This window comes from Serratia oryzae, assembly GCF_001976145.1.
In the GTDB taxonomy this organism is placed as follows: Bacteria; Pseudomonadota; Gammaproteobacteria; order Enterobacterales; family Enterobacteriaceae; genus Chania; species Chania oryzae.
Map to the genome: position 1 here is coordinate 76,214 of NZ_MOXD01000014.1, position 18,693 is coordinate 94,906.

The window sequence follows — 18,693 nt, forward strand, 5'->3', positions numbered from 1 at the left end:
CTGTAACTTGAAAGCTATCGGGGCTAATCCTTGAGCGCCGCTGCGAGCGGTGTAACGCCAAAGCGCTGGGCCAGTGCGGCTAACTGACTGCCTGAAATGGTCTGCTTCTTGCCGCCCATCGACAGCACTTTCACCATGATTTCGGCGGATTTTTCTGCGGTGTCGATCAGGCCAAAAGCGTCATCCAGCGTTGGGCCGGTGCCGAAGATGCCGTGGAATGGCCACAGCACCAGGCTGTGTGCCTGCATCTGCTCGGCGGTTTGAGTGCCGATCCCGTCGGTGCCCGGCACCATCCACGGCACAATGCCAATGCCATCTGGGAACACTACCAGGCATTCGGTGCTGCCTTCCCACAACAGGCGGGTAAAGCGGGCGTTGTCCAGTTCCAGCACAAAGCTCAGCGCGATCAGATTGGTCGCGTGGCAGTGCATGATGACGCGATCGCTCCCGCCGCTGACCCGCATACGCACAATGTGCGACTGGAAGTGGGCTGCCAGTTCCGAGGTGGGCAGGCCGCCTTGCGCAAGCCCCCAATGGATGTGGTAGGCGGTGCCGTTGTGGTTCAGTCGCAGCAGCACCAGATTCTCTTCTGGGGCCAACTGCACGTTGCGGAAGAATTTGCCGGATCCGGTCACCAGGAACCAGCAGTTGGCCAGTTCGCTGGCCGGCTGTGTCAGCTCTACGCAGCGCGGCTGGGTGACGAAATCGCTACGGAAGGGTTCAACGTCCTCCGCCGTCAGCCGCAGGCTGATATTGCCGCCGTTGCGTTCATCCCAGCCTTTGAGCCACATATCGCTGGTGGCTTTGATCATGCCCTGGACAAACCAGGAAGAAACTAGCTGTTGCATTGCGCTGTGTCCTTAACGTTGGCTGAGAATCTGTTGTTCGTAACGGCGTACGTTGTCGAGCCAGCTGGCATCGGCTGGCACATCGTTACGCTGGCAGTAGGTTTCCCACACCGCTTGCCACGGCAGGCATTTCTGCTCTTCCAGCAGCGCCAGGCGCGCGGTGTAATCGCCGCGTTGCTCGATCTGGCGCAACATTTCGGTTGGCTCAAGCAGGGCGCGCAGCAGCGCTTTCTTCATGTTGCGCGTGCCTATCACCCAGGCGGCGATGCGGTTGATCGAGGCGTCGAAGAAATCCAGGCCGATATGCACGCGGTTGAACAGCTTGTGGCGCACGATCTCACTGGCGATGGCCTGGGTTTCGTCATCCAACAGCACCACGTGATCGCTGTCCCAGCGCACCGGGCGGCTGACGTGCAGCAACAGACGCGGTACATACAGCATGGCGCTGGAGATTTTGTCGGAGATCACTTCGGTAGGATGAAAGTGCCCAGCGTCCAGGCACAGCGCGGTCTGGCGGCTGGTGGCGTAGCCGAGGTAGAACTCATTGGAGCCGACGGTGTAGCTCTCGGCACCAATGCCGAACAGCTTGCTTTCCACGGCGTCGATATGGTGGGCCGGGTTGAGTTTTTCAGCGATCACCTCATCCAGCGCGCTCAGCAAACGCTGGCGCGGGGCTAAGCGATCGATCGGCGTGTCTTTCATACCGTCTGGGATCCAGATATTCATCACCGAAGGCGTGCCGAGCTGTTCGCCGAAATAGGCAGAAACCCGGCGGCTGGCCTGGCAGTGCTCAATCCAGAATTGGCGAATGGCGGGATCGGCGTGCGACAGGGTAAAACCGTCCGCACTCAGCGGGTGCGAGAAGCACGAAGGGTTGAAATCCAGGCCCAGACGCTGTTGTTTTGCCCATTCCACCCAGTTTTTGAAATGGCGTGGTTCAATCTGGTTACGTGCCACCGGTGTCTCAGATTCGAGATAAATCGCGTGCAGATTCAGGCGTTTTGGGCCAGGGATCAGCGCCAGCGCCTGCTCCAGATCGGTCCGCAGCTCTTTGGCATTACGCGCCTTACCCGGGTAATTGCCGGTGGCCTGAATACCGCCGGTCAATGAGCCTTCCGGGTTTTCAAAACCGGCCACGTCATCGCCCTGCCAGCAGTGCATGGAGACTGGCAGAGTATCCATCGCCTGAATGGCGGCCTCAACGTCAACGCCAACGGCGGCAAAGCGCTGTTTTGCCAGTTCCCAGGCTTGTTCAATAGAGCTTTTCATATACAAAGTTCCTTAGGTCATTGACTCAACGACTGAAATTGCGGCCAGTGGGCGGCAAAGTCGGGATTGTCGCGAGGGGTGAAATGTTGCAGTGGGAAATTTTGCGCTACGATGCGACGGAATTGGCTGATATCGGTAACGGCGTCCAGCGCCATCAACTGGCAACCGACGTTGCCCAGCGTAGAGGCTTCGATCGGCCCGGCGCTGATGGCCAGCCCACAGGCATCGGCACACAGCTGATTGAGAAAATGGTTCTGGCTGCCGCCGCCAACGATATGCAAATGGCTCAATGGGCGGCCATGCAGGGTGGCCAGCTCCTGTGCTACCTGGCGGTAAAGCATGGCCAGGCTGTCGAAGATGCAGCGCACCAATTGTGTAGGCGTCTCCGGCACCGGCATATCCTGTTCACGGCAATAGGCCTGAATGGTGTGGCACATGTTGACCGGGTTGATAAAGCGTTCGTCATTGGGGTTAACCAACGAACGGCAGGCGGGCTGTTGCGCGGCCTGGGCGATCAGCGCCGGTAAGTCGCTGATATTCAGCTCCTGCGTAGTGCGCTGCAGCAGCCACAGCCCCATGATGTTTTTCAGCACCCGATAACCGGTGGCACCGCCCTCGTTGGTGATATTGGCCGCCAGCGAGCGGGGGTTAACAATCGGTACCGGGCTTTCTATGCCCATCAGCGACCAGGTGCCGGAACTGAGGTAAGCGGCATCGGCATCCTGCAACGGCGTGGCGAGCACTGCGCTGGCGGTATCGTGGGTGGCGACGGCAATCACCGGCACTTGCTGGCCGCGAGCGCTGGTCCAGTAACCTACGCGGTTACCCGGCGGGGTCGGCTTACCCAGCCAATGTGCAGGCACGCCCGCCCAGGCGAGCAGTTCTGTATCCCATTGGTCACTCTCAATATTCAGTAACTGGGTGGTGCTGGCGTTGGTGTACTCCCAGTTCAGTTGCCCGGTCAGCCGGAAGTGCAGATAGTCTGGGATCAGCAGCAGGTGCGCCACGCGCTTTACCAGCTCAGGCTGCTGTTCGCGCAGTGCACGCAGCTGATACAGCGTGTTGAAGGGCAAAAACTGAATGCCAGTGCGTTGATAGATAGCGCTCCGCCCGAGCGTGCGTTGGGCTTGCGCCATCACGCCCTGGGTGCGGGCATCGCGGTAAGAGACCGCCTCACCAACCCGTTGGCCCTGCGCATCCAGCAGCACAAAATCCACTCCCCAGGTGTCGATGCCGATGCTGTCGAGCACGATGCCCTGTTCATCGAGCCGATCGAGCGCCTGGCGGATGTGATGCTCCAGCGCATCCAAGTCCCAGCAATCCTGCCCACCCTTCTGTTGTAAACGGTTGGCAAAACGGCTGACTTCGCGTAGCTGGAGGCGTTGCTGTTCCGGTTGATAGCTGGCCAGCATCACCCGCCCGCTAGAGGCGCCCAGATCGATGGCTGCAATGTTGCGTGTAGTCATGAGAGAAAGCCCGTTGTTGCTTGATGACGGGCAGTGTAGAAAGTTGCGGATAGCGAAGCCTTCTCGCTACTGCCAGTGCCGAGGGCGGGTTGGCAAAATGGCAAAGGTAAAGGCGAAGCAGCTCACAGTTTGCCATTCGGCCTGCTGTGCCGCGGGTTGTGACCTTACGCGCATTTCTCAACATTGCTGCGGCTTTCTTAAAAAATGCGCAGGTTAAGCGTGTTTTTCGGTCAAAACCTTAAGGTTTCCCCTGCGCTGCTTCTCTTACTATCGTTAACCGACGTTGCGCGGTAATCCCGCCGCGCCTAGGAACGGGGGTAAGATGAATCTATTACACAGTAGTGATTTTTTCCCTTCCTGCAGCGCACCCGTGGTGATTGAGCCCCGTGAGCCGCAGCAGGCTTTTCCAGAACATCATCATGACTTTTACGAAATCGTGATTGTTGAGCAGGGGGCCGGTGTTCATGTGTTCAACGGCAGTCCTTATACCCTCAACAGTGGTTGTGTCTGCTTTGTGCGCGATCACGATCGCCATCTGTTTGAACAGACCGACGGATTAATCCTGACCAACATCCTGTTCCGTGCCCCAGATGCGTTCCGTTTTTTGTCGGGCGTGGAACAATTTCTGCCCCGCGAGCGCGACGGTATTTATCCCGCACATTGGCGTATTAACCAACAAGTATTGCAGCAGGTTAAACAGCTGATTGCATTACTGATGAAGGCACCGGCAGGTGACCAGCCAGAAGAGATTGCGCTGCATGAAAGCTGGTTTATGCAGCTACTGGTGCAGCTATGGCGTGGGTGCATGGCGCGGCAGAGCGACGATCAGGAAGGGCGCTTACACCAACTGCTGGACTGGTTGCAAAGCCATTATGCCGAACAGATTGAGTGGTCGGAATTGGCGGAACGCTTCGCCATACCGTTGCGCACGCTGCATCGGCAGTTGAAGAGCCATACCAATATGACGCCGCAGCGTTATCTGACCCACCTGCGCCTGCTGCAGGCGCGCCATCTGCTGTGCCATAGCGACAGCAGTATTACCGATATCGCATTTCGCTGTGGCTTTGGTGACAGCAACCATTTCTCCACGCTGTTCAAGCGTGAGTTTACCTGCCCACCCCGTGCGCTGCGGGGGCTGCGTTAGCGGCGGGAAATCGCGACTGCGTCAATTTTACCCGATGTACGTTCGGCAATAATGCGGAGGGTGGGCAATAGAAAAGGTGTGCAGATGAGGGAAACATTACTGTTGGAGAGCCGCGACTATCTGCCCTCGGAGCAGATGCCGGTGGCGGTGGCGGAGCGTTATCCCCAAGAGGGGTTTGCCACCCATACTCACCAGTTTTGCGAGATCGTGATCGTCTGGCGCGGTAATGGCTTGCATGTGCTTAACGATCGCCCTTATCGCATCACCTGTGGGGATCTTTTTTATCTGCGCGCCAGCGACAGCCATAGCTATGAATCCGTGCACGATCTGGTGCTGGATAACATCATTTACTGCCCTGAACGCCTGCGGCTGAATGCCCAATGGGAAAGCCTGCTGCCGCCGTTTGCTGCGGCAGACGAGCGCTACTGGCGGCTTTCTACCCAGGGCATGGCACAGGCACGGCCGATCATCACCCAGCTTTCGCAGGAGAGCCGCAAGACCGATTCGCTGTCATTGCAATTAACCGAAGCGTTGCTGCTGCAACTGGCGATCGTGCTGAAACGCCACCGCTATGCGGTGGACAAAGCGCATATGCTGCCGGATGGCGAACAGTTGGATTTGCTGATGGCGGCGCTGCAAAGCGGCATCGACGGGCATTTTGACCTGGGGCTATTTTGCCAACAGCACCGTTTAACCGAGCGAGCGCTGAAGCTGCTGTTCCGCCAGCAGACCGGCATGACCATCAACCACTATCTGCGGCAGATCCGGCTGTGTCAGGCCAAGCGGTTGTTGCGCCGCAGCGAGTTCCGCATCAGCGATATTGCGGCCCGCTGCGGGTTTGAGGACAGTAACTATTTTTCTGTGGTCTTTGCGCGTGAGGCGGGAATGACCCCACGCGAGTATCGCCAGCGGTTTGTGGCGACGGAAGAGGCCAGCCGTTAAGACGCCATTCCCAAACCCACAATGTTAGCCGCCAGAATGATCACCAGACAACCGATGCACAGAACGGCAACCGGTTTTCTGGTGCCGCATTTCCACTCTTTCAGCAGCAACCCGACAATGCCACCGCACAGCACGTAGAAGCTCATGTGAAGCATCCAGCTCATGTAATCGTATTGTGCTGGGATCTTGGCATGGCCCCAGGCGTAGAAGAAGAATTGCAGATACCACATCAGGCCTGCCAGCATGGAGAACAGCACGTTGCTGATCAGCAGCCGCTTCGGCAGCGAGAAATCTGCTTTGACCGAGAGATTGTTCAGGGTTGCCAGGCGGATAAAACAGTACCCCAGGTTGATCAGCGCGCCACCGCCCATAATCACCACGTAGCTTGGTAAGGCGACATACAGCGGATCGATCCCCAATGCGCTGGCCGCTTCGTGCATCGGTTTGGCGGCGTCCATGGCAAACGACATTCCTGCCGAGAAAATGCCGCACATCACCGCCAGTGCCAGCCCTTTCTTCAGATTGAACTCTTCGGCGCGGATGCCCATGGCCCGCTCTTTCAGCAAGCCTGCATAGCTGACGATCACCACGCCGATCAGCGCAACAAATACCCCCAACAGTGACAGGCGACCACCGGCGGTGCCGAACAGCAATTCAAAGCGGCCCTGCAGCAGCGGGGTCATCAGCGTGCCGATGATCAGCGTGATGCCGATAGCGATACCAATCCCCATCGACATGCCGAGATAGCGCATGGTCAGGCCATAGTTGATGTTACCAATCCCCCACATGGCACCGAACAGGAACACCGGCAGCAGGGTCGTGGCGCTGAAGGAGCCGTAGTAGTGCCAGAAATCAGGCAGCAGCACATAGCTGACGCCCCAAGGCAGGATGAGCCATGACATAAAGCCGCCAATCGACCACATGGTTTCCCAGGACCAGTTTTTTACCTGTTTAAAGGGGGCGTAGAAGCAGGCGGCGCTGGCTGCCCCGACTAAGTGCCAGAGTATCCCTAGCATGATGGCGTTGTTCATCTTGTTATCCTTCGTTGTTATTGACGCGGTAAGACCACGGATGAACAGGAAGTCTAAACAGAGGCGGTAAAGGGAACCTTCGGGTGGCTGCCGGATGGGGCAAGAGCATGGCAAAATTCAGCGGGTGTGTATGCCGACGATCACAGATTTAGCGCGATGCCAGCAAGGCAGGCATCGCTTTGAGGGGCTGGCTTTATTCTTTCAGCAGAGCACCCGCGTAACCTAGCTGGCGCCAGGCCTCATAGACCACCACGGAAACCGCGTTTGACAGATTCATGCTACGGCTTTGGGCCTGCATCGGGATGCGGATTTTCTGCTGCGCAGGTAACGCATCAAGGATGCTGGCGGGCAGGCCACGGGTTTCCGGGCCAAACAACAGATAGTCTCCAACCTGATAACTCACCGCGCTGTGCGCCGGGGTGCCTTTGGTGGTCAGGGCAAACAGCCGCTGTGGGTTTTCACTGGCAAGAAACGCGGGGTAATCGGCATGACGCTTGATGCTGGCAAATTCATGGTAATCCAGCCCGGCGCGGCGCAGGCGCTTGTCATCCCACGGAAAGCCCATCGGCTCGATCAGGTGCAACTGGAAGCCGGTATTGGCACACAGGCGGATAATATTCCCGGTGTTGGGGGGAATTTCGGGTTCAAATAAAACGATATTCAGCATGTAACAGGCCCCTCATGATGAGGGGCGCAGAATAACAAACTCTTGGCGCGCTGGCGATTAGCGCTGATGCAGCGGTAACCACAGCACCAGACGCAATCCCCCTAACGGGCTGTCTTCGGCCTTCACCCAGCCGCGATGCTGGGCGACTGCGGCTTCGACGATCGCCAACCCCAGGCCAGTGCCGCCGGATTCACGATCGCGGGCTTCATCGGTGCGGTAGAACGGGCGGAATATCTGTTCGCGATCTTCTGCACTGACGCCGGGGCCGTCGTCATCGACCACGATGGTGACTCCCTGATTATCGGCGCTGAATGCCACCGTGATGTGCGTATGGGAGTAACGCAGGGCATTGCGCACAATGTTTTCCAGCGCGCTGTCCAGTGCCCCTGCGTTGCCGTAAATCGTCCAGGGGCCTGGAGGGGCGGTGACCTCCAACTGTTTACCCATCTGCTCGGCTTCGAAGCGGGCATTGTCCAGCACTTCGGCCCACAGTTCGTTCGTTTTCAGCAGTTCACGCACCAGTTCACTCTTCTGCTGCCCGCGTGACAACAGCAGCAGATCGTTGATCATCGAGTCCAACCGTTGGGTTTCGGTTTCAATACGCGCCAGTTCGTGCCCTTCGCCGTGACGGCGGCGCATCAAGGCCGTTGCCAATTGCAGACGCGTTAACGGGGTGCGCAGCTCATGGGAGATGTCGGAAATCAGCCGTTGCTGCGCCGTCATCATTCTTTCGAGGGCGCTTACCATTTGGTTGAAACTGGCACCGGTGGCGAGAAACTCCTGCGGCCCGGACTCCAGTTCTGGGTGCTGTTTCAGGTTGCCGCGGGCGACATCGTCGGCGGCATTTTTCAGCTTACGTGCCGGTTTCGCCAGGCTCCACGCCAGCCACAACAGCAGCGGAGCGCTGATCAGCATGGTGACGATCAGCAGCAACAGCGGGCGATCGAACATCAGGTTGATAAAATCGGATTGTGGGCTGTTCGCCGGGCGGATCAGGTAGAGCTGGTAGTTGTCTTCACCATCGCGCACCGAGAACGGGCCGACCAGCTCAACGCGGCCATACTTTTTCTTTTTTGGGAAATCTGCGTTATCCGACTGGCCGATAAAGTTGCGCACAATCTGCATTTCGTTGCGCTGGGCGCCGATCACCCGCCCTTCGCTGGTGACCAGAATCAGGCGCTGGCCTGGAGGGGCCCACTTATCGATAGCGCGAAACAGGCGGCGCCACCACATCAGATCGTTGGCCGGATCGTTTTGCAACTCGGCCTCAACGTGCTGTTCCAGCATCAACCCCTGCCGCTGCTCGCTGTCCAGCAGCGAGGTGATCTGGCGGGAGTCAAGCTTAGGCACCATCAGCACCAACATCAGCACCAGGGCTAATGTGAACCAGAAAATGGCGAAGATGCGTGCCGTCAAACTGTTGATCATGTTGCTGATACCATCAAATAACCCCGTCCACGCAGGGTTTTGAACCATGGGTGGCCGTCTTTGCGATCCGGCAGCTTACGCCGCAGGTTGGAAATGTGCATGTCAATGGCGCGGTCAAACGGCGTCAGGCGCTTGCCTAACACTTCTTGGCTCAGTAATTCACGTGAGACAACCTGGCCGAGATGCTGTGCCAGCAGGTAGAGCAAGGTAAATTCGGTGCCGGTGAGATCGAGGGTTTGCCCGTCAAAAGTGGCTTCCTGGCGGCCAGGATTAAGCTGCAGGCCGTCCACATCCAAAGTCGGGGCGCTGGTATCCACATTCTGCTGCTGTTCGCTCCAGTTGGAACGGCGCAAAATAGCGCGGATGCGGGCCACCAGTTCACGATCGTTAAAGGGTTTTGCCAGATAATCATCAGCACCCAGTTCCAGGCCAAGTACCCGATCCAGTTCACTGCCGCGGGCGGTCAACATGATCACCGGGGTTTGGTGATGTTGGCGCAGTTCTTTCAAGGTGTCGATACCGTTTTTTTTCGGCATCATGATGTCGAGCAACAGTAGATCGATGGAGCTGTCCAGCAACGACAACGCCTGTTCACCGTCGTGGGCCACAACGATGTTAAAGCCTTCCATTTCAAGCAGTTCTTTCAGCAGCGAGGTTAACTCGCGGTCATCGTCAACTAACAGAATTTTGTTCATTATGATTTACCTCCTGACGCAAAATACGTCATCAACTGTTGACATTCCATGACTTTACGTAGTTTTACATGCCCTGACGCATGTTTGCAGGTGCAGCAGTACACTGTTTCTCGTTGATTCGCAAAGAGAGAATGGCTGAGGAGTTCAAATGCGTAAGTTGACCACGGTAGTGATGGCATCAATGCTGGCGATGGGTTCTTCCGCTGTTTTGGCTGCCGATACTACACCGGAAACTGCTCAGTCTCTCGCCCATGATGCGATGATGAGAACCCCCGGGCAATACCATATGTTTGAAGGTGTCAGCCTGACCGAACAGCAGCGCCAGCAAATGCGCGATTTAATGCGCCAGGCACGTTACGATCTGCCCGGTGTTGCGTTAGCGGAAATCGAAGCCATGCACCGGCTGGTGATTGCCGACAAATTTGATGAAGCCGCCGTGCAAGCTCAGGCGGAGAAGATGGTTCAGGAACAGGTTAAGCGCCAGGTCGAAATGGCCCGCATCCGTAACCAGATGTATAACCTGCTGACGCCAGAGCAAAAAAGTGTTTTAGATCAGAAGCATCAGCAGCGCATGCAGCAGATGGAGCAACAAATTTCTGGTTTGCAACAAACTTCTGCCCAGAAGTTGAGTACGACAAAGTAGTCCCCTGTTTTTTCCTTGCCATAGACACCATCCCTGTCTTCCCCGCCTTTACGGCGGGGCTTTTTTTACCCGACATTCCGTTATACTAACGCCATGAGTGTTCGTCGGGGTTTTTTATGGAACAGCAATATGCGCGTCTGGTGAAATCCGCTGCTTTAGCGGCCACCGCGATGGCTTCTGTCTTGCTGCTGATCAAAATCATTGCCTGGTATCTAACCGGGTCGGTGAGCCTGCTGGCGGCGCTGGTGGATTCTCTGGTCGATATCGCTGCGTCGTTAACCAACCTGTTGGTGGTGCGTTACTCACTGCAACCCGCCGACGAGGAACATACCTTTGGTCATGGCAAGGCCGAGTCATTGGCGGCGCTGGCACAGAGCATGTTTATTTCCGGTTCTGCGCTGTTCCTGTTCCTGACCGGTTTTCAGCACCTTTATTCACCACAACCGCTCAACGCTCCCGGTGTTGGTGTGGCGGTGACGCTGGTTGCGCTGGCGAGCACCCTGATCCTGGTCACCTATCAGCGCTGGGTGGTAAGAAAAACGCGCAGCCAGGCGGTACGAGCGGATATGCTGCATTATCAGTCAGATGTCCTGATGAACGGTGCTATCCTTGTGGCGCTCGGGCTGAGTTGGTATGGGCTTCACCGCGCAGATGCGCTGTTTGCGTTAGGGATCGGGGTCTATATCCTCTATAGCGCGTTGCGTATGGGGTATGAAGCGGTACAATCCTTGCTAGATCGGGCCTTGCCGGATGAAGAGCGCAAGGCGATTATCGACGTGGTATCCTCTTGGCCAGGAGTGAGAGGGGCGCACGATTTGCGCACCCGGCAGTCCGGGCCGACACGTTTTATCCAGTTACACTTGGAAATGGACGATTCGCTGCCGTTGGTGCAGGCTCATATTCTGGCCGAGCAGGTTGAGCAGGCGCTATTGCACCGTTTCCCGGGGGCTGATGTGATTATTCACCAGGATCCTTGCTCTGTGGTGCCGGTAGGCCGGCAGGGCCATTGGGAACTATAATTAGCTGAAGTGGGTCAATAGGGGAGCGGTTGCGGGAGGATTGCGTTAGCTCGGTGTGCTATATGCCGCTTTTTCCTTGACATAGCGTGACCTGAATCAATTCAGCTAAGTCATTTTGTTATAATATCCAGCAATAAAAGCCGGAAAGCTGGTTTTCCCCGGTTGGGAAGAGCCCAGGCAATCGGCGAATACAGAATTCTTTACAAGTTCAGAGGTAGTCATGATCAAGAAAATCGGTGTACTGACGAGTGGCGGCGACGCGCCAGGTATGAACGCTGCCATCCGTGGCGTTGTACGTGCTGCACTCACAGAAGGTCTGGAAGTTTTTGGTATTCACGATGGCTACCTTGGTTTGTACGAAGATCGCATGGAAAAATTGGACCGCTACAGCGTGTCTGACATGATCAACCGCGGCGGCACTTTCCTGGGTTCTGCGCGTTTCCCTGAATTCAGAGATGAAAACGTACGCGCCAAGGCGATTGAAAACCTGAAAAAGCATGGCATTGATGCGCTGGTGGTTATTGGCGGTGACGGTTCCTACATGGGGGCGAAACGCCTGACCGAAGAAGGTTTCCCTTGCATTGGTCTACCGGGCACCATTGATAACGATGTGGCGGGAACAGACTACACCATCGGTTACTTCACCGCGTTGGAAACCGTGGTTGAAGCGATTGACCGCCTGCGCGACACTTCTTCATCGCACCAACGTATCTCTATTGTTGAAGTGATGGGGCGTTACTGTGGCGAATTGACGTTGTCTGCCGCGATTGCCGGGGGCTGTGAATTTATCGTGCTGCCGGAAATTGAATTCAGCCGTGACGATCTGGTTGAAGAGATCAAAGCCGGTATTGCCAAAGGTAAAAAACATGCCATCGTGGCGATCACTGAGCATGTCTGTGACGTTGATGAACTGGCGCGCTACATCGAGCAGGAAACGTGTCGTGAAACTCGCGCTACCGTGTTGGGGCACATCCAGCGTGGCGGTTCGCCGGTAGCTTATGACCGTATTCTGGCTTCCCGTATGGGCGCATACTCCATTGAACTGCTGCTGCAGGGCTATGGTGGCCGCTGTGTGGGTATTCAGAACGAGAAGCTGGTGCACCATGACATCATTGATGCTATCGAAAATATGAAGCGTACGTTCCACCTCGACTGGCTGGAAACGGCGAAAAAGCTGTACTGATAAGTATCTGTTTACTGCCAATAAGCCTCCCTCACAGGAGGCTTTTTTATGCGCTGCCTTTCATATTCCAGAATGGTCTAGCCAAAAATTTTTTATTCTTTAATGGTGAAGGGAATTTCTGGCAGGCTCTCAGTTAATGCTAAATCAACCTGCTGAGGTTGCGGTCATTTTTCTGGGGGAGTGTGTAATGCGTAAATGGGGTGTAGGTGTGGCTTTACTGCTGTTGGCATCCGGTGCCATAGCGAAAGATATTCAATTGCTGAATGTTTCATACGATCCAACCCGCGAGTTCTATCAGGAATATAACACGGCCTTCGGTAAATACTGGCAACAGCAGACCGGTGATAAGGTGACGGTACGCCAGTCGCACGGCGGCTCCGGTAAGCAGGCCACCTCGGTGATTAACGGTATTGAGGCGGATGTGGTTACGCTGGCACTGGCTTATGATGTAGATGCTATCGCCGAGCGCGGCCGTATTGAGAAAGACTGGATCAAACGTCTGCCTGACAACTCAGCACCCTATACTTCCACCATCGTATTCTTGGTACGCAAAGGCAACCCGAAACAGATCCACGATTGGCCCGATCTGGTGAAGCCAGGCGTGTCGGTCATTACGCCGAATCCTAAAACTTCCGGCGGTGCTCGCTGGAACTATCTGGCGGCCTGGGGCTATGCCTTGCACCACAATAATGGCGATAAAGCCAAGGCGCAGGAGTTCGTTAAAAGCCTGTATAAAAACGTTGAAGTGCTGGATTCCGGTGCGCGCGGTGCCACTAACACCTTTGTTGAACGTGGCATCGGGGATGTGCTGATCGCCTGGGAGAACGAAGCGCTGTTGGCAGAAAAAGAGCTGGGTAAAGACAAATTTGAAATCATTACCCCAAGCGAATCGATCCTGGCTGAACCGACCGTGTCGGTGGTTGATAAAGTGGTCGACAAGCGCGGTACGCGCGATGTGGCTAACGCCTACCTGAAATACCTGTATTCCACCGAAGGCCAGACCATTGCCGCGAAGAATTACTATCGCCCGCGTGATGAGGCTGTCGCCGCCACATTTGCCGAGCAGTTCCCGAAACTGAAGTTGTTCACCGTGGATGATACCTTCGGCGGCTGGGCCAACGCCCAGAAGGTCCATTTTGCTACCGGCGGTGTGTTTGATGAGATCAGCAAACGGTAATTTGTGCAGGTATAAACAAAAAACCCCGGCAAGCCGGGGTTGAGGTTGATGACAAAGTCGCTTTTGAACCCGAGATACTCGGGCCTAGCGCGCCGAGGGGCGCTCCGGCGGCTTACGCCGCTACGACCCCTTCTGCACGCTCTCCCTAATAACGGGCTTTGTCAGCAGTCTGAAAACCCCGGCAAGCCGGGGTTTTGCTATTTCAGGCCGGATAAATCAGGCTTTTTTCGCTGCGGCAGCGGCTTTGACGATCACGGCGAAAGCGTCAGCTTTCAGTGATGCACCACCTACCAGGGCACCGTCGATATCTGGCTGAGTAAACAGTTCTGCGGCATTTTTGTCGTTTACAGAACCGCCGTACTGGATGATCACTTCAGCGGCTACGGCAGCATCCTGCTTGGCGATATGATCGCGGATAAATTTGTGTACTGCCTGCGCCTGCGCAGGGGTGGCAGATTTGCCGGTACCGATGGCCCAGACTGGCTCATAGGCGATCACGGTGCCTTTGAACGCTTCCGCACCCTGAGTCTTCAGCACGGCATCCAACTGGCGTGCGCAAACTTCTTCCGTTTTACCCGCTTCGTTTTCTGCTTCGGTTTCACCGATGCACAGCACAGGGATCAAGCCTGCTGTTTTCAGCACGGCAAATTTCTCGGCGATCGCAGCATCACTTTCTTTGTGATAAGTCCGGCGCTCTGAGTGGCCGATAATGATGTATTGTGCGCCGATGTCTTTCAGCATGTCGGCAGAGATTTCACCGGTGAAGGCACCAGACAGATTCACATCTACGTTTTGGGCGCCCAGTGCGATGCGGCTGCCAGCCAGTGCGTGTTTGGCCTGATCCAGATACATCACCGGAGGTGCGATAGCAACGCCACAACCATCAACGCTGCTCAGTTCTTTGCGCAGGCCAGCGATCAGTTCGTTGACCATGTTGGTGCTGCCGTTAAGCTTCCAGTTACCCATAACTAATGGATGACGCATGTGTTTTTCTCCAAAATAAAGACGCGAGAGTCGAAATAACCACTGCCGGACCGGCAATTTACCTGCCCAACAGTATAGAGATGAATAAGCGCAAAGGCTTTGCTTTTTGTCATTAATTGCCGGGGTATCAGGGCTCAGATAGTGCTAGCTTAATCGGTTCAACAGCGAAAGTTACCCCTTTATCGCCGTTATCTGCAACCACATAACGTATTGCCCCCACCTGATGCTGATAAAAGTGCAGGCCTTTACCTTTTTCCAGCAGATTGTTCACCTTGATGATGCTTTCTTCCATGGTAAGCGCCGGTTCAAATTGGCGCATCAGCGCTGCCATGTAATTGACCGCGATCGCCCGAGCGGCTTTTTCTTCATTACCCTGCACCGGCAAATGGGTGATTTGCAACGTTTTGATTTTGCCGGTGCCTTTTTCCAGCGCGGTGGAGGCATACAGGTTTTCATTAAGCTTACTGGCGGCGCGGGTCAGCAGAGGGGAGTCATCTTCCTGTGAGGCAATAGCGCGGAACTCACCGATCGGCAATGCCGGATTATCGCGGTTATATTTTTCGCGGAATTGCACCACCGTCAAATCAAATGTTGGTGCTCCGGCCAGCAGATAAGGCACGTTTGATGGCGCACCAGCAACGGCATCTGGCGGATCGGCCCAAGCATTACCGAGACCGAATAACAGGCAGGCAATAACGATGATTTTTCTCAGCATGATAGGCGGCATCGGTAACAAGGATTACTCCGATTAAAGCGATATACTCGTCATACTTCAAGCTGCATGTGCAACGGCCCGCTTTCTACCGGGCAGAAATCTCAACCTGAGATGGCCTATGGTACACTGCGCCGCAGAATATATGCCCTGATGAGTTGGCGTTGCAGCCAATGGCGCTGCCGCTTCGGGTAATCAGGGGATGGGTAAGCCAAGAGAGTATGAATTAATGACCTTACAACAGTGGTGTTTTTCATTTAAGGGCCGCATTGGGCGGCGTGATTTCTTGCTCTGGATCGGTATCTGGCTGGCGCTGATGGCGGTTGCTTTTACGTTGGCGAACTATCAACTGGTCGCGATCCAGTCGATTGCCTTTTTTATTGTGGTTCTGCTGTGGCCAACGGCGGCGGTGTTGGTGAAACGCCTGCACGATCGCAACAAGGCTGGCTGGTGGGCACTGTTGCTGATTCTGGCATGGGTACTGGCGGCGGGGAATTGGCAGATGTTGGCACCGATCTGGCAGTGGGGCGTTGGTCGTTTTATCCCGTCGCTGATTATGGTGATGATGGCGCTCGATCTCGGCGCTTTTGTCGGCACACCGGGGGAGAACCGTTTCGGCCCGGAGCCCGAGCCGGTAAAGTTTCGCTGAATTACCAGTAATGTTCGCTGGTGATATGCCCCGGTTTGCGGCGCAGGTGCTTGCGCATCTGATGGCGCTCTTTCAGTATTTGCTGGGTGTCACGCACCATCTGCGGGTTGCCGCACAACATCACATGGCTGGTTTCGGCATCGAGGGTTAGCCCCACCGCCGCTTCCAGCCGCCCATCTTCGATCAGGCCCGGCACACGCCCGGTTAACGATCCTGCCACCTCTTCACGGCTGACCACGGTTTGAATGCGTAATTTGCCGTGATAGCGCTGCTGCAGTTGCTGCATTAATGGCAGGTAGCTGAGATCGCGGGCAAAGCGTGCCGCATGAACCAGCACCAGGTTGTTGAATCGCTCCAGGCCTTGGCCTTCCTGCAGCATCGACAGATAAGGGCCAATGGCGGTGCCGGTAGCCAGCATCCACAGTGTGTCGCAATCCGGCACTTCTTCCAGCACAAAGAAACCGGCAGCCTCTTTGGTGACTTGCACCTCTGCACCCGGTTGTAACTGCTGGAGTTGCGGGCTGAGTTTCCCTTCTGGCACCGTGACCAGATAGAACTCCAGGTTGGGATCGCTGGGGGCGTTGACATAAGAGTAGGCGCGCTGAATACGTTCACCGTCGATCTCCAGCGCCAGTTTGGCAAACTGCCCGGCGGTGAAGTTGTCGATCGGGGCATTGACGGTGATGCTGAACAAGCCATCCGTCCAATGTGTGACCTGCGTGACTTTGCCATTAACCCATTCAGCCATACTGTTTAAAGCTCCTGCGTTTGAATCAAATATGCACAATGTCGTGAGCCGGAAATGGCATGGGCCGTGCGCTCTATCTGGTACCCCTGGCCAAGCAGACGATGGAACAGTTGCAACTCTGAGTTGCACAATTTGCTGCACGCATTGGCGGCCACGCCAATCGGGCAATGATTTTCCACCAACAGCTTACCCTGTGGATGATCGAGCAGTTCCGCCATGTAACCGTCGTGCTGACGCAGGCGCACCAGGCGAGAAAGCTTGCCGAGAGGGTTTTCTTCCTTTGCTAACTCTTCCGCATAGCGGCGGAAGAGCTTTTCTTCCCGTGCCAGAATCAGCCGCTCTATACCTTCGGTGCCGAACAGCTCGTGGGCCGACTCCAGCAATGTTTTCGCCAGCCGGTCATGGCTATTGGCGAACTGGGCATGGCCCTGCTGGGTGAGCGACCAATAGCGCGTCGGGCGGCCGACTTTAGTGCGCGTTTCCTCGTAACAAACCAACTCACGTTTTTCCAGGGATTGCAGATGCTGACGGATCCCCATCGGCGTGATCTCAAGCCGTTCAGCCAACATTTTGGCAGAGTGGGGGCCTAAGGTTTTTAGCTGCAATAAAATCAGTTCTGGTGTTTTCATAAACCCAATCCCTGTGGCAGTCATATTATTTCAAATTGATGAAAATAATTATCGATTAAATGCTAAAGCCGGGCTACTACATTTACCCTGACATTCTTAACCCTTTTTTATTATACGTACAGTTTAATTTACGATATTTCAGGTCATTTCTGCCCGTTTTGCAATGATCGTTCTTGGCTTAAAATACGCCAAAAATTCAGATTTATTAGATTATGTGGAGTAAAGATGATGTTCTATGGTTTATCTCTGGCACTTTTGCTGTAAATAGGTGTAGTGATGAGTTAACACTTTAGAAAAGTTAATGATAGTGGCCGAAAGTTTCACTTTGATGGCGAGGCAGGGGTTGTTGTTGGTCGCTATCTGGCCGTATGGCGCATCAAGGGCATACGGCCAGACAGAAAAGTGAGTATGGGCACGGCCTGTGCCCTTGGGTGTTACAGCAGGAATTCGTGCAGCGTAGCGTCTTTGCGATCCAGATAGTGGGTTGAACGAATGCGGCGGATGGTGCGCGATTTACCGCGAATCAGTAGGGTTTCGGTGGTGGCGATGTTGCCTTTGCGGGTGATGCCTTCCAGCAGATCGCCCTTGGTGATGCCGGTGGCGGAAAAAATCACGTTATCGTTGCGCGCCATGTCATCCAGAATTAGCACGTTACCAGCCTCGATGCCCATCTCTTGGCAACGCGCCAATTCCTGCTCACCGATACGGCGGTTTTCTGCGCTGTCGCCTTTCACCTGGTGGCGCGGCAGCAAGCGGGCCTGCATGTCGCCATCCAGCGCGCGGATTACGGCGGCGGAGATAACGCCTTCCGGCGCGCCACCGATGCCATACATCACATCCACTTCGCTATCCGGCATGCAGGTTAAAATAGAGGCGGCCACGTCACCATCGGGAATGGCGAACACCTTCACGCCAAGCTGTTGCATCTGGGCGATTACCGCGTCGTGGCGGGGTTTTGCCAGCGTGATCACCGTCAGATCTGCCAGCGGTTTGCCAAGGCGGATGGCAATATTGTGCAGGTTTTCTGCCAGCGGCAGGTTGAGATCGATAGCCCCCCGAGCCTGCGGGCCAACCACCAGTTTTTCCATGTACATGTCAGGTGCATGCAGGAAAGCCCCGCGATCGCCTACGGCTAACACCGCCAGTGCGTTGGATTGGCCCATGGCGGTCATGCGGGTTCCTTCGATCGGATCGACGGCGATATCAACCGCGTCTCCTTGACCAGTGCCGACCTGCTCACCGATGTATAGCATCGGGGCTTCATCAATCTCACCTTCGCCGATCACGATCCGGCCATCGATATCCACTTTGTTGAGCATAATGCGCATGGCATTGACGGCAGCGCCATCGGCAGCATTTTTGTCGCCGCGCCCCAACCATTTGTAACCCGCCAGAGCGGCGGCTTCGGTAACGCGGGAAAATTCGATGGCTAATTCACGTTTCATGGCAAACCTGTGAG

19 protein-coding genes are annotated in these 18,693 nt (G+C 55.5%); 7 read left to right on the top strand and 12 right to left on the bottom strand.

What is annotated here, in order from left to right; genetic code table 11:
• Positions 1 to 23: 23 nt before the first annotated feature.
• Genes rhaD through rhaB form a run of 3 tightly spaced genes read right to left on the bottom strand, consistent with a single transcriptional unit; the run spans position 24 to position 3,583 of the window.
• Positions 24 to 848 (bottom strand): rhamnulose-1-phosphate aldolase, encoded by an 825-nt coding sequence (rhaD, locus tag BMI79_RS20345; protein ID WP_076943977.1) that lies wholly within the window; start codon positions 846 to 848, stop codon positions 24 to 26.
• A 12-nt stretch (positions 849 to 860) separates the two neighbouring features.
• Positions 861 to 2,117, bottom strand: coding sequence for an L-rhamnose isomerase (locus BMI79_RS20350; RefSeq protein ID WP_076943978.1), 1,257 nt, complete (start codon positions 2,115 to 2,117; stop codon positions 861 to 863).
• A gap of 17 nt (positions 2,118 to 2,134) precedes the next feature.
• Positions 2,135 to 3,583: a rhamnulokinase gene (rhaB, locus tag BMI79_RS20355; protein ID WP_076943979.1), complete on the bottom strand. Its 1,449-nt coding sequence runs from the start codon at positions 3,581 to 3,583 to the stop codon at positions 2,135 to 2,137.
• 322 nt (positions 3,584 to 3,905) lie between these two features.
• Here rhaB and rhaS point away from each other — a divergent pair, with 322 nt between their 5' ends.
• The gene (gene rhaS / locus BMI79_RS20360; RefSeq protein ID WP_076943980.1) at positions 3,906 to 4,727 is read left to right on the top strand and encodes an HTH-type transcriptional activator RhaS; all 822 of its coding nucleotides are present in this window, start codon (positions 3,906 to 3,908) and stop codon (positions 4,725 to 4,727) included.
• An 84-nt stretch (positions 4,728 to 4,811) separates the two neighbouring features.
• Positions 4,812 to 5,669 carry an HTH-type transcriptional activator RhaR gene (gene rhaR, locus BMI79_RS20365; RefSeq protein ID WP_076943981.1) on the top strand — a complete coding sequence of 286 codons (858 nt, stop codon included), beginning with the start codon at positions 4,812 to 4,814 and terminating at the stop codon, positions 5,667 to 5,669.
• Here the strand turns inward: rhaR and rhaT are convergent.
• The 4 genes from rhaT to cpxR form a co-directional block, all read right to left on the bottom strand.
• Complete coding sequence (gene rhaT, locus BMI79_RS20370) at positions 5,666 to 6,700, bottom strand: L-rhamnose/proton symporter RhaT (protein ID WP_076943982.1); 1,035 nt, start codon at positions 6,698 to 6,700, stop codon at positions 5,666 to 5,668. The two genes, rhaR and rhaT, sit on opposite strands and share 4 nt — an antisense overlap.
• Positions 6,701 to 6,893: 193 nt before the next feature.
• Entirely contained in the window at positions 6,894 to 7,367 is a 474-nt protein-coding gene (gene trmL / locus BMI79_RS20375; protein WP_076943983.1) for a tRNA (uridine(34)/cytosine(34)/5-carboxymethylaminomethyluridine(34)-2'-O)-methyltransferase TrmL, read from the bottom strand.
• A gap of 57 nt (positions 7,368 to 7,424) precedes the next feature.
• Positions 7,425 to 8,795: an envelope stress sensor histidine kinase CpxA gene (gene cpxA / locus BMI79_RS20380; protein ID WP_076943984.1), complete on the bottom strand. Its 1,371-nt coding sequence runs from the start codon at positions 8,793 to 8,795 to the stop codon at positions 7,425 to 7,427.
• Complete coding sequence (gene cpxR, locus BMI79_RS20385) at positions 8,792 to 9,490, bottom strand: envelope stress response regulator transcription factor CpxR (protein ID WP_076943985.1); 699 nt, start codon at positions 9,488 to 9,490, stop codon at positions 8,792 to 8,794. Before cpxR ends, cpxA begins: the two co-directional genes overlap by 4 nt.
• A gap of 148 nt (positions 9,491 to 9,638) precedes the next feature.
• Here cpxR and cpxP point away from each other — a divergent pair, with 148 nt between their 5' ends.
• From cpxP to BMI79_RS20405, 4 genes are all read left to right on the top strand, one after another.
• Entirely contained in the window at positions 9,639 to 10,133 is a 495-nt protein-coding gene (gene cpxP, locus BMI79_RS20390; RefSeq protein WP_076943986.1) for a cell-envelope stress modulator CpxP, read from the top strand.
• Between the two features lie 116 nt (positions 10,134 to 10,249).
• The gene (gene fieF / locus BMI79_RS20395; RefSeq protein WP_076943987.1) at positions 10,250 to 11,152 is read left to right on the top strand and encodes a CDF family cation-efflux transporter FieF; all 903 of its coding nucleotides are present in this window, start codon (positions 10,250 to 10,252) and stop codon (positions 11,150 to 11,152) included.
• Between the two features lie 220 nt (positions 11,153 to 11,372).
• Positions 11,373 to 12,335 carry a 6-phosphofructokinase gene (pfkA, locus tag BMI79_RS20400; RefSeq protein ID WP_076943988.1) on the top strand — a complete coding sequence of 321 codons (963 nt, stop codon included), beginning with the start codon at positions 11,373 to 11,375 and terminating at the stop codon, positions 12,333 to 12,335.
• A 187-nt stretch (positions 12,336 to 12,522) separates the two neighbouring features.
• A complete protein-coding gene (locus BMI79_RS20405) occupies positions 12,523 to 13,512 on the top strand; it encodes a sulfate ABC transporter substrate-binding protein (RefSeq protein ID WP_076943989.1) in 990 nt (329 codons plus the stop codon).
• Between the two features lie 216 nt (positions 13,513 to 13,728).
• On the opposite strand, the gene tpiA is transcribed toward BMI79_RS20405, so the two are convergent.
• The gene (tpiA, locus tag BMI79_RS20410; protein ID WP_076943990.1) at positions 13,729 to 14,496 is read right to left on the bottom strand and encodes a triose-phosphate isomerase; all 768 of its coding nucleotides are present in this window, start codon (positions 14,494 to 14,496) and stop codon (positions 13,729 to 13,731) included.
• 127 nt (positions 14,497 to 14,623) lie between these two features.
• Positions 14,624 to 15,211: a DUF1454 family protein gene (locus BMI79_RS20415; RefSeq protein WP_076944027.1), complete on the bottom strand. Its 588-nt coding sequence runs from the start codon at positions 15,209 to 15,211 to the stop codon at positions 14,624 to 14,626.
• Between the two features lie 226 nt (positions 15,212 to 15,437).
• On the opposite strand from BMI79_RS20415, the gene BMI79_RS20420 reads away from it, so the two are divergent.
• Entirely contained in the window at positions 15,438 to 15,857 is a 420-nt protein-coding gene (locus tag BMI79_RS20420; RefSeq protein WP_076943991.1) for a DUF805 domain-containing protein, read from the top strand.
• Position 15,858: 1 nt separating this feature from the next.
• Here BMI79_RS20420 and fpr read toward each other — a convergent pair whose 3' ends face one another.
• From fpr to glpX, 3 genes are all read right to left on the bottom strand, one after another.
• A complete protein-coding gene (gene fpr / locus BMI79_RS20425) occupies positions 15,859 to 16,605 on the bottom strand; it encodes a ferredoxin--NADP(+) reductase (RefSeq protein ID WP_076943992.1) in 747 nt (248 codons plus the stop codon).
• 5 nt (positions 16,606 to 16,610) lie between these two features.
• Positions 16,611 to 17,234, bottom strand: coding sequence for a helix-turn-helix transcriptional regulator (locus tag BMI79_RS20430; RefSeq protein WP_076943993.1), 624 nt, complete (start codon positions 17,232 to 17,234; stop codon positions 16,611 to 16,613).
• A 434-nt stretch (positions 17,235 to 17,668) separates the two neighbouring features.
• Positions 17,669 to 18,679 carry a class II fructose-bisphosphatase gene (gene glpX, locus BMI79_RS20435; protein ID WP_076943994.1) on the bottom strand — a complete coding sequence of 337 codons (1,011 nt, stop codon included), beginning with the start codon at positions 18,677 to 18,679 and terminating at the stop codon, positions 17,669 to 17,671.
• Positions 18,680 to 18,693 lie beyond the last annotated feature (14 nt).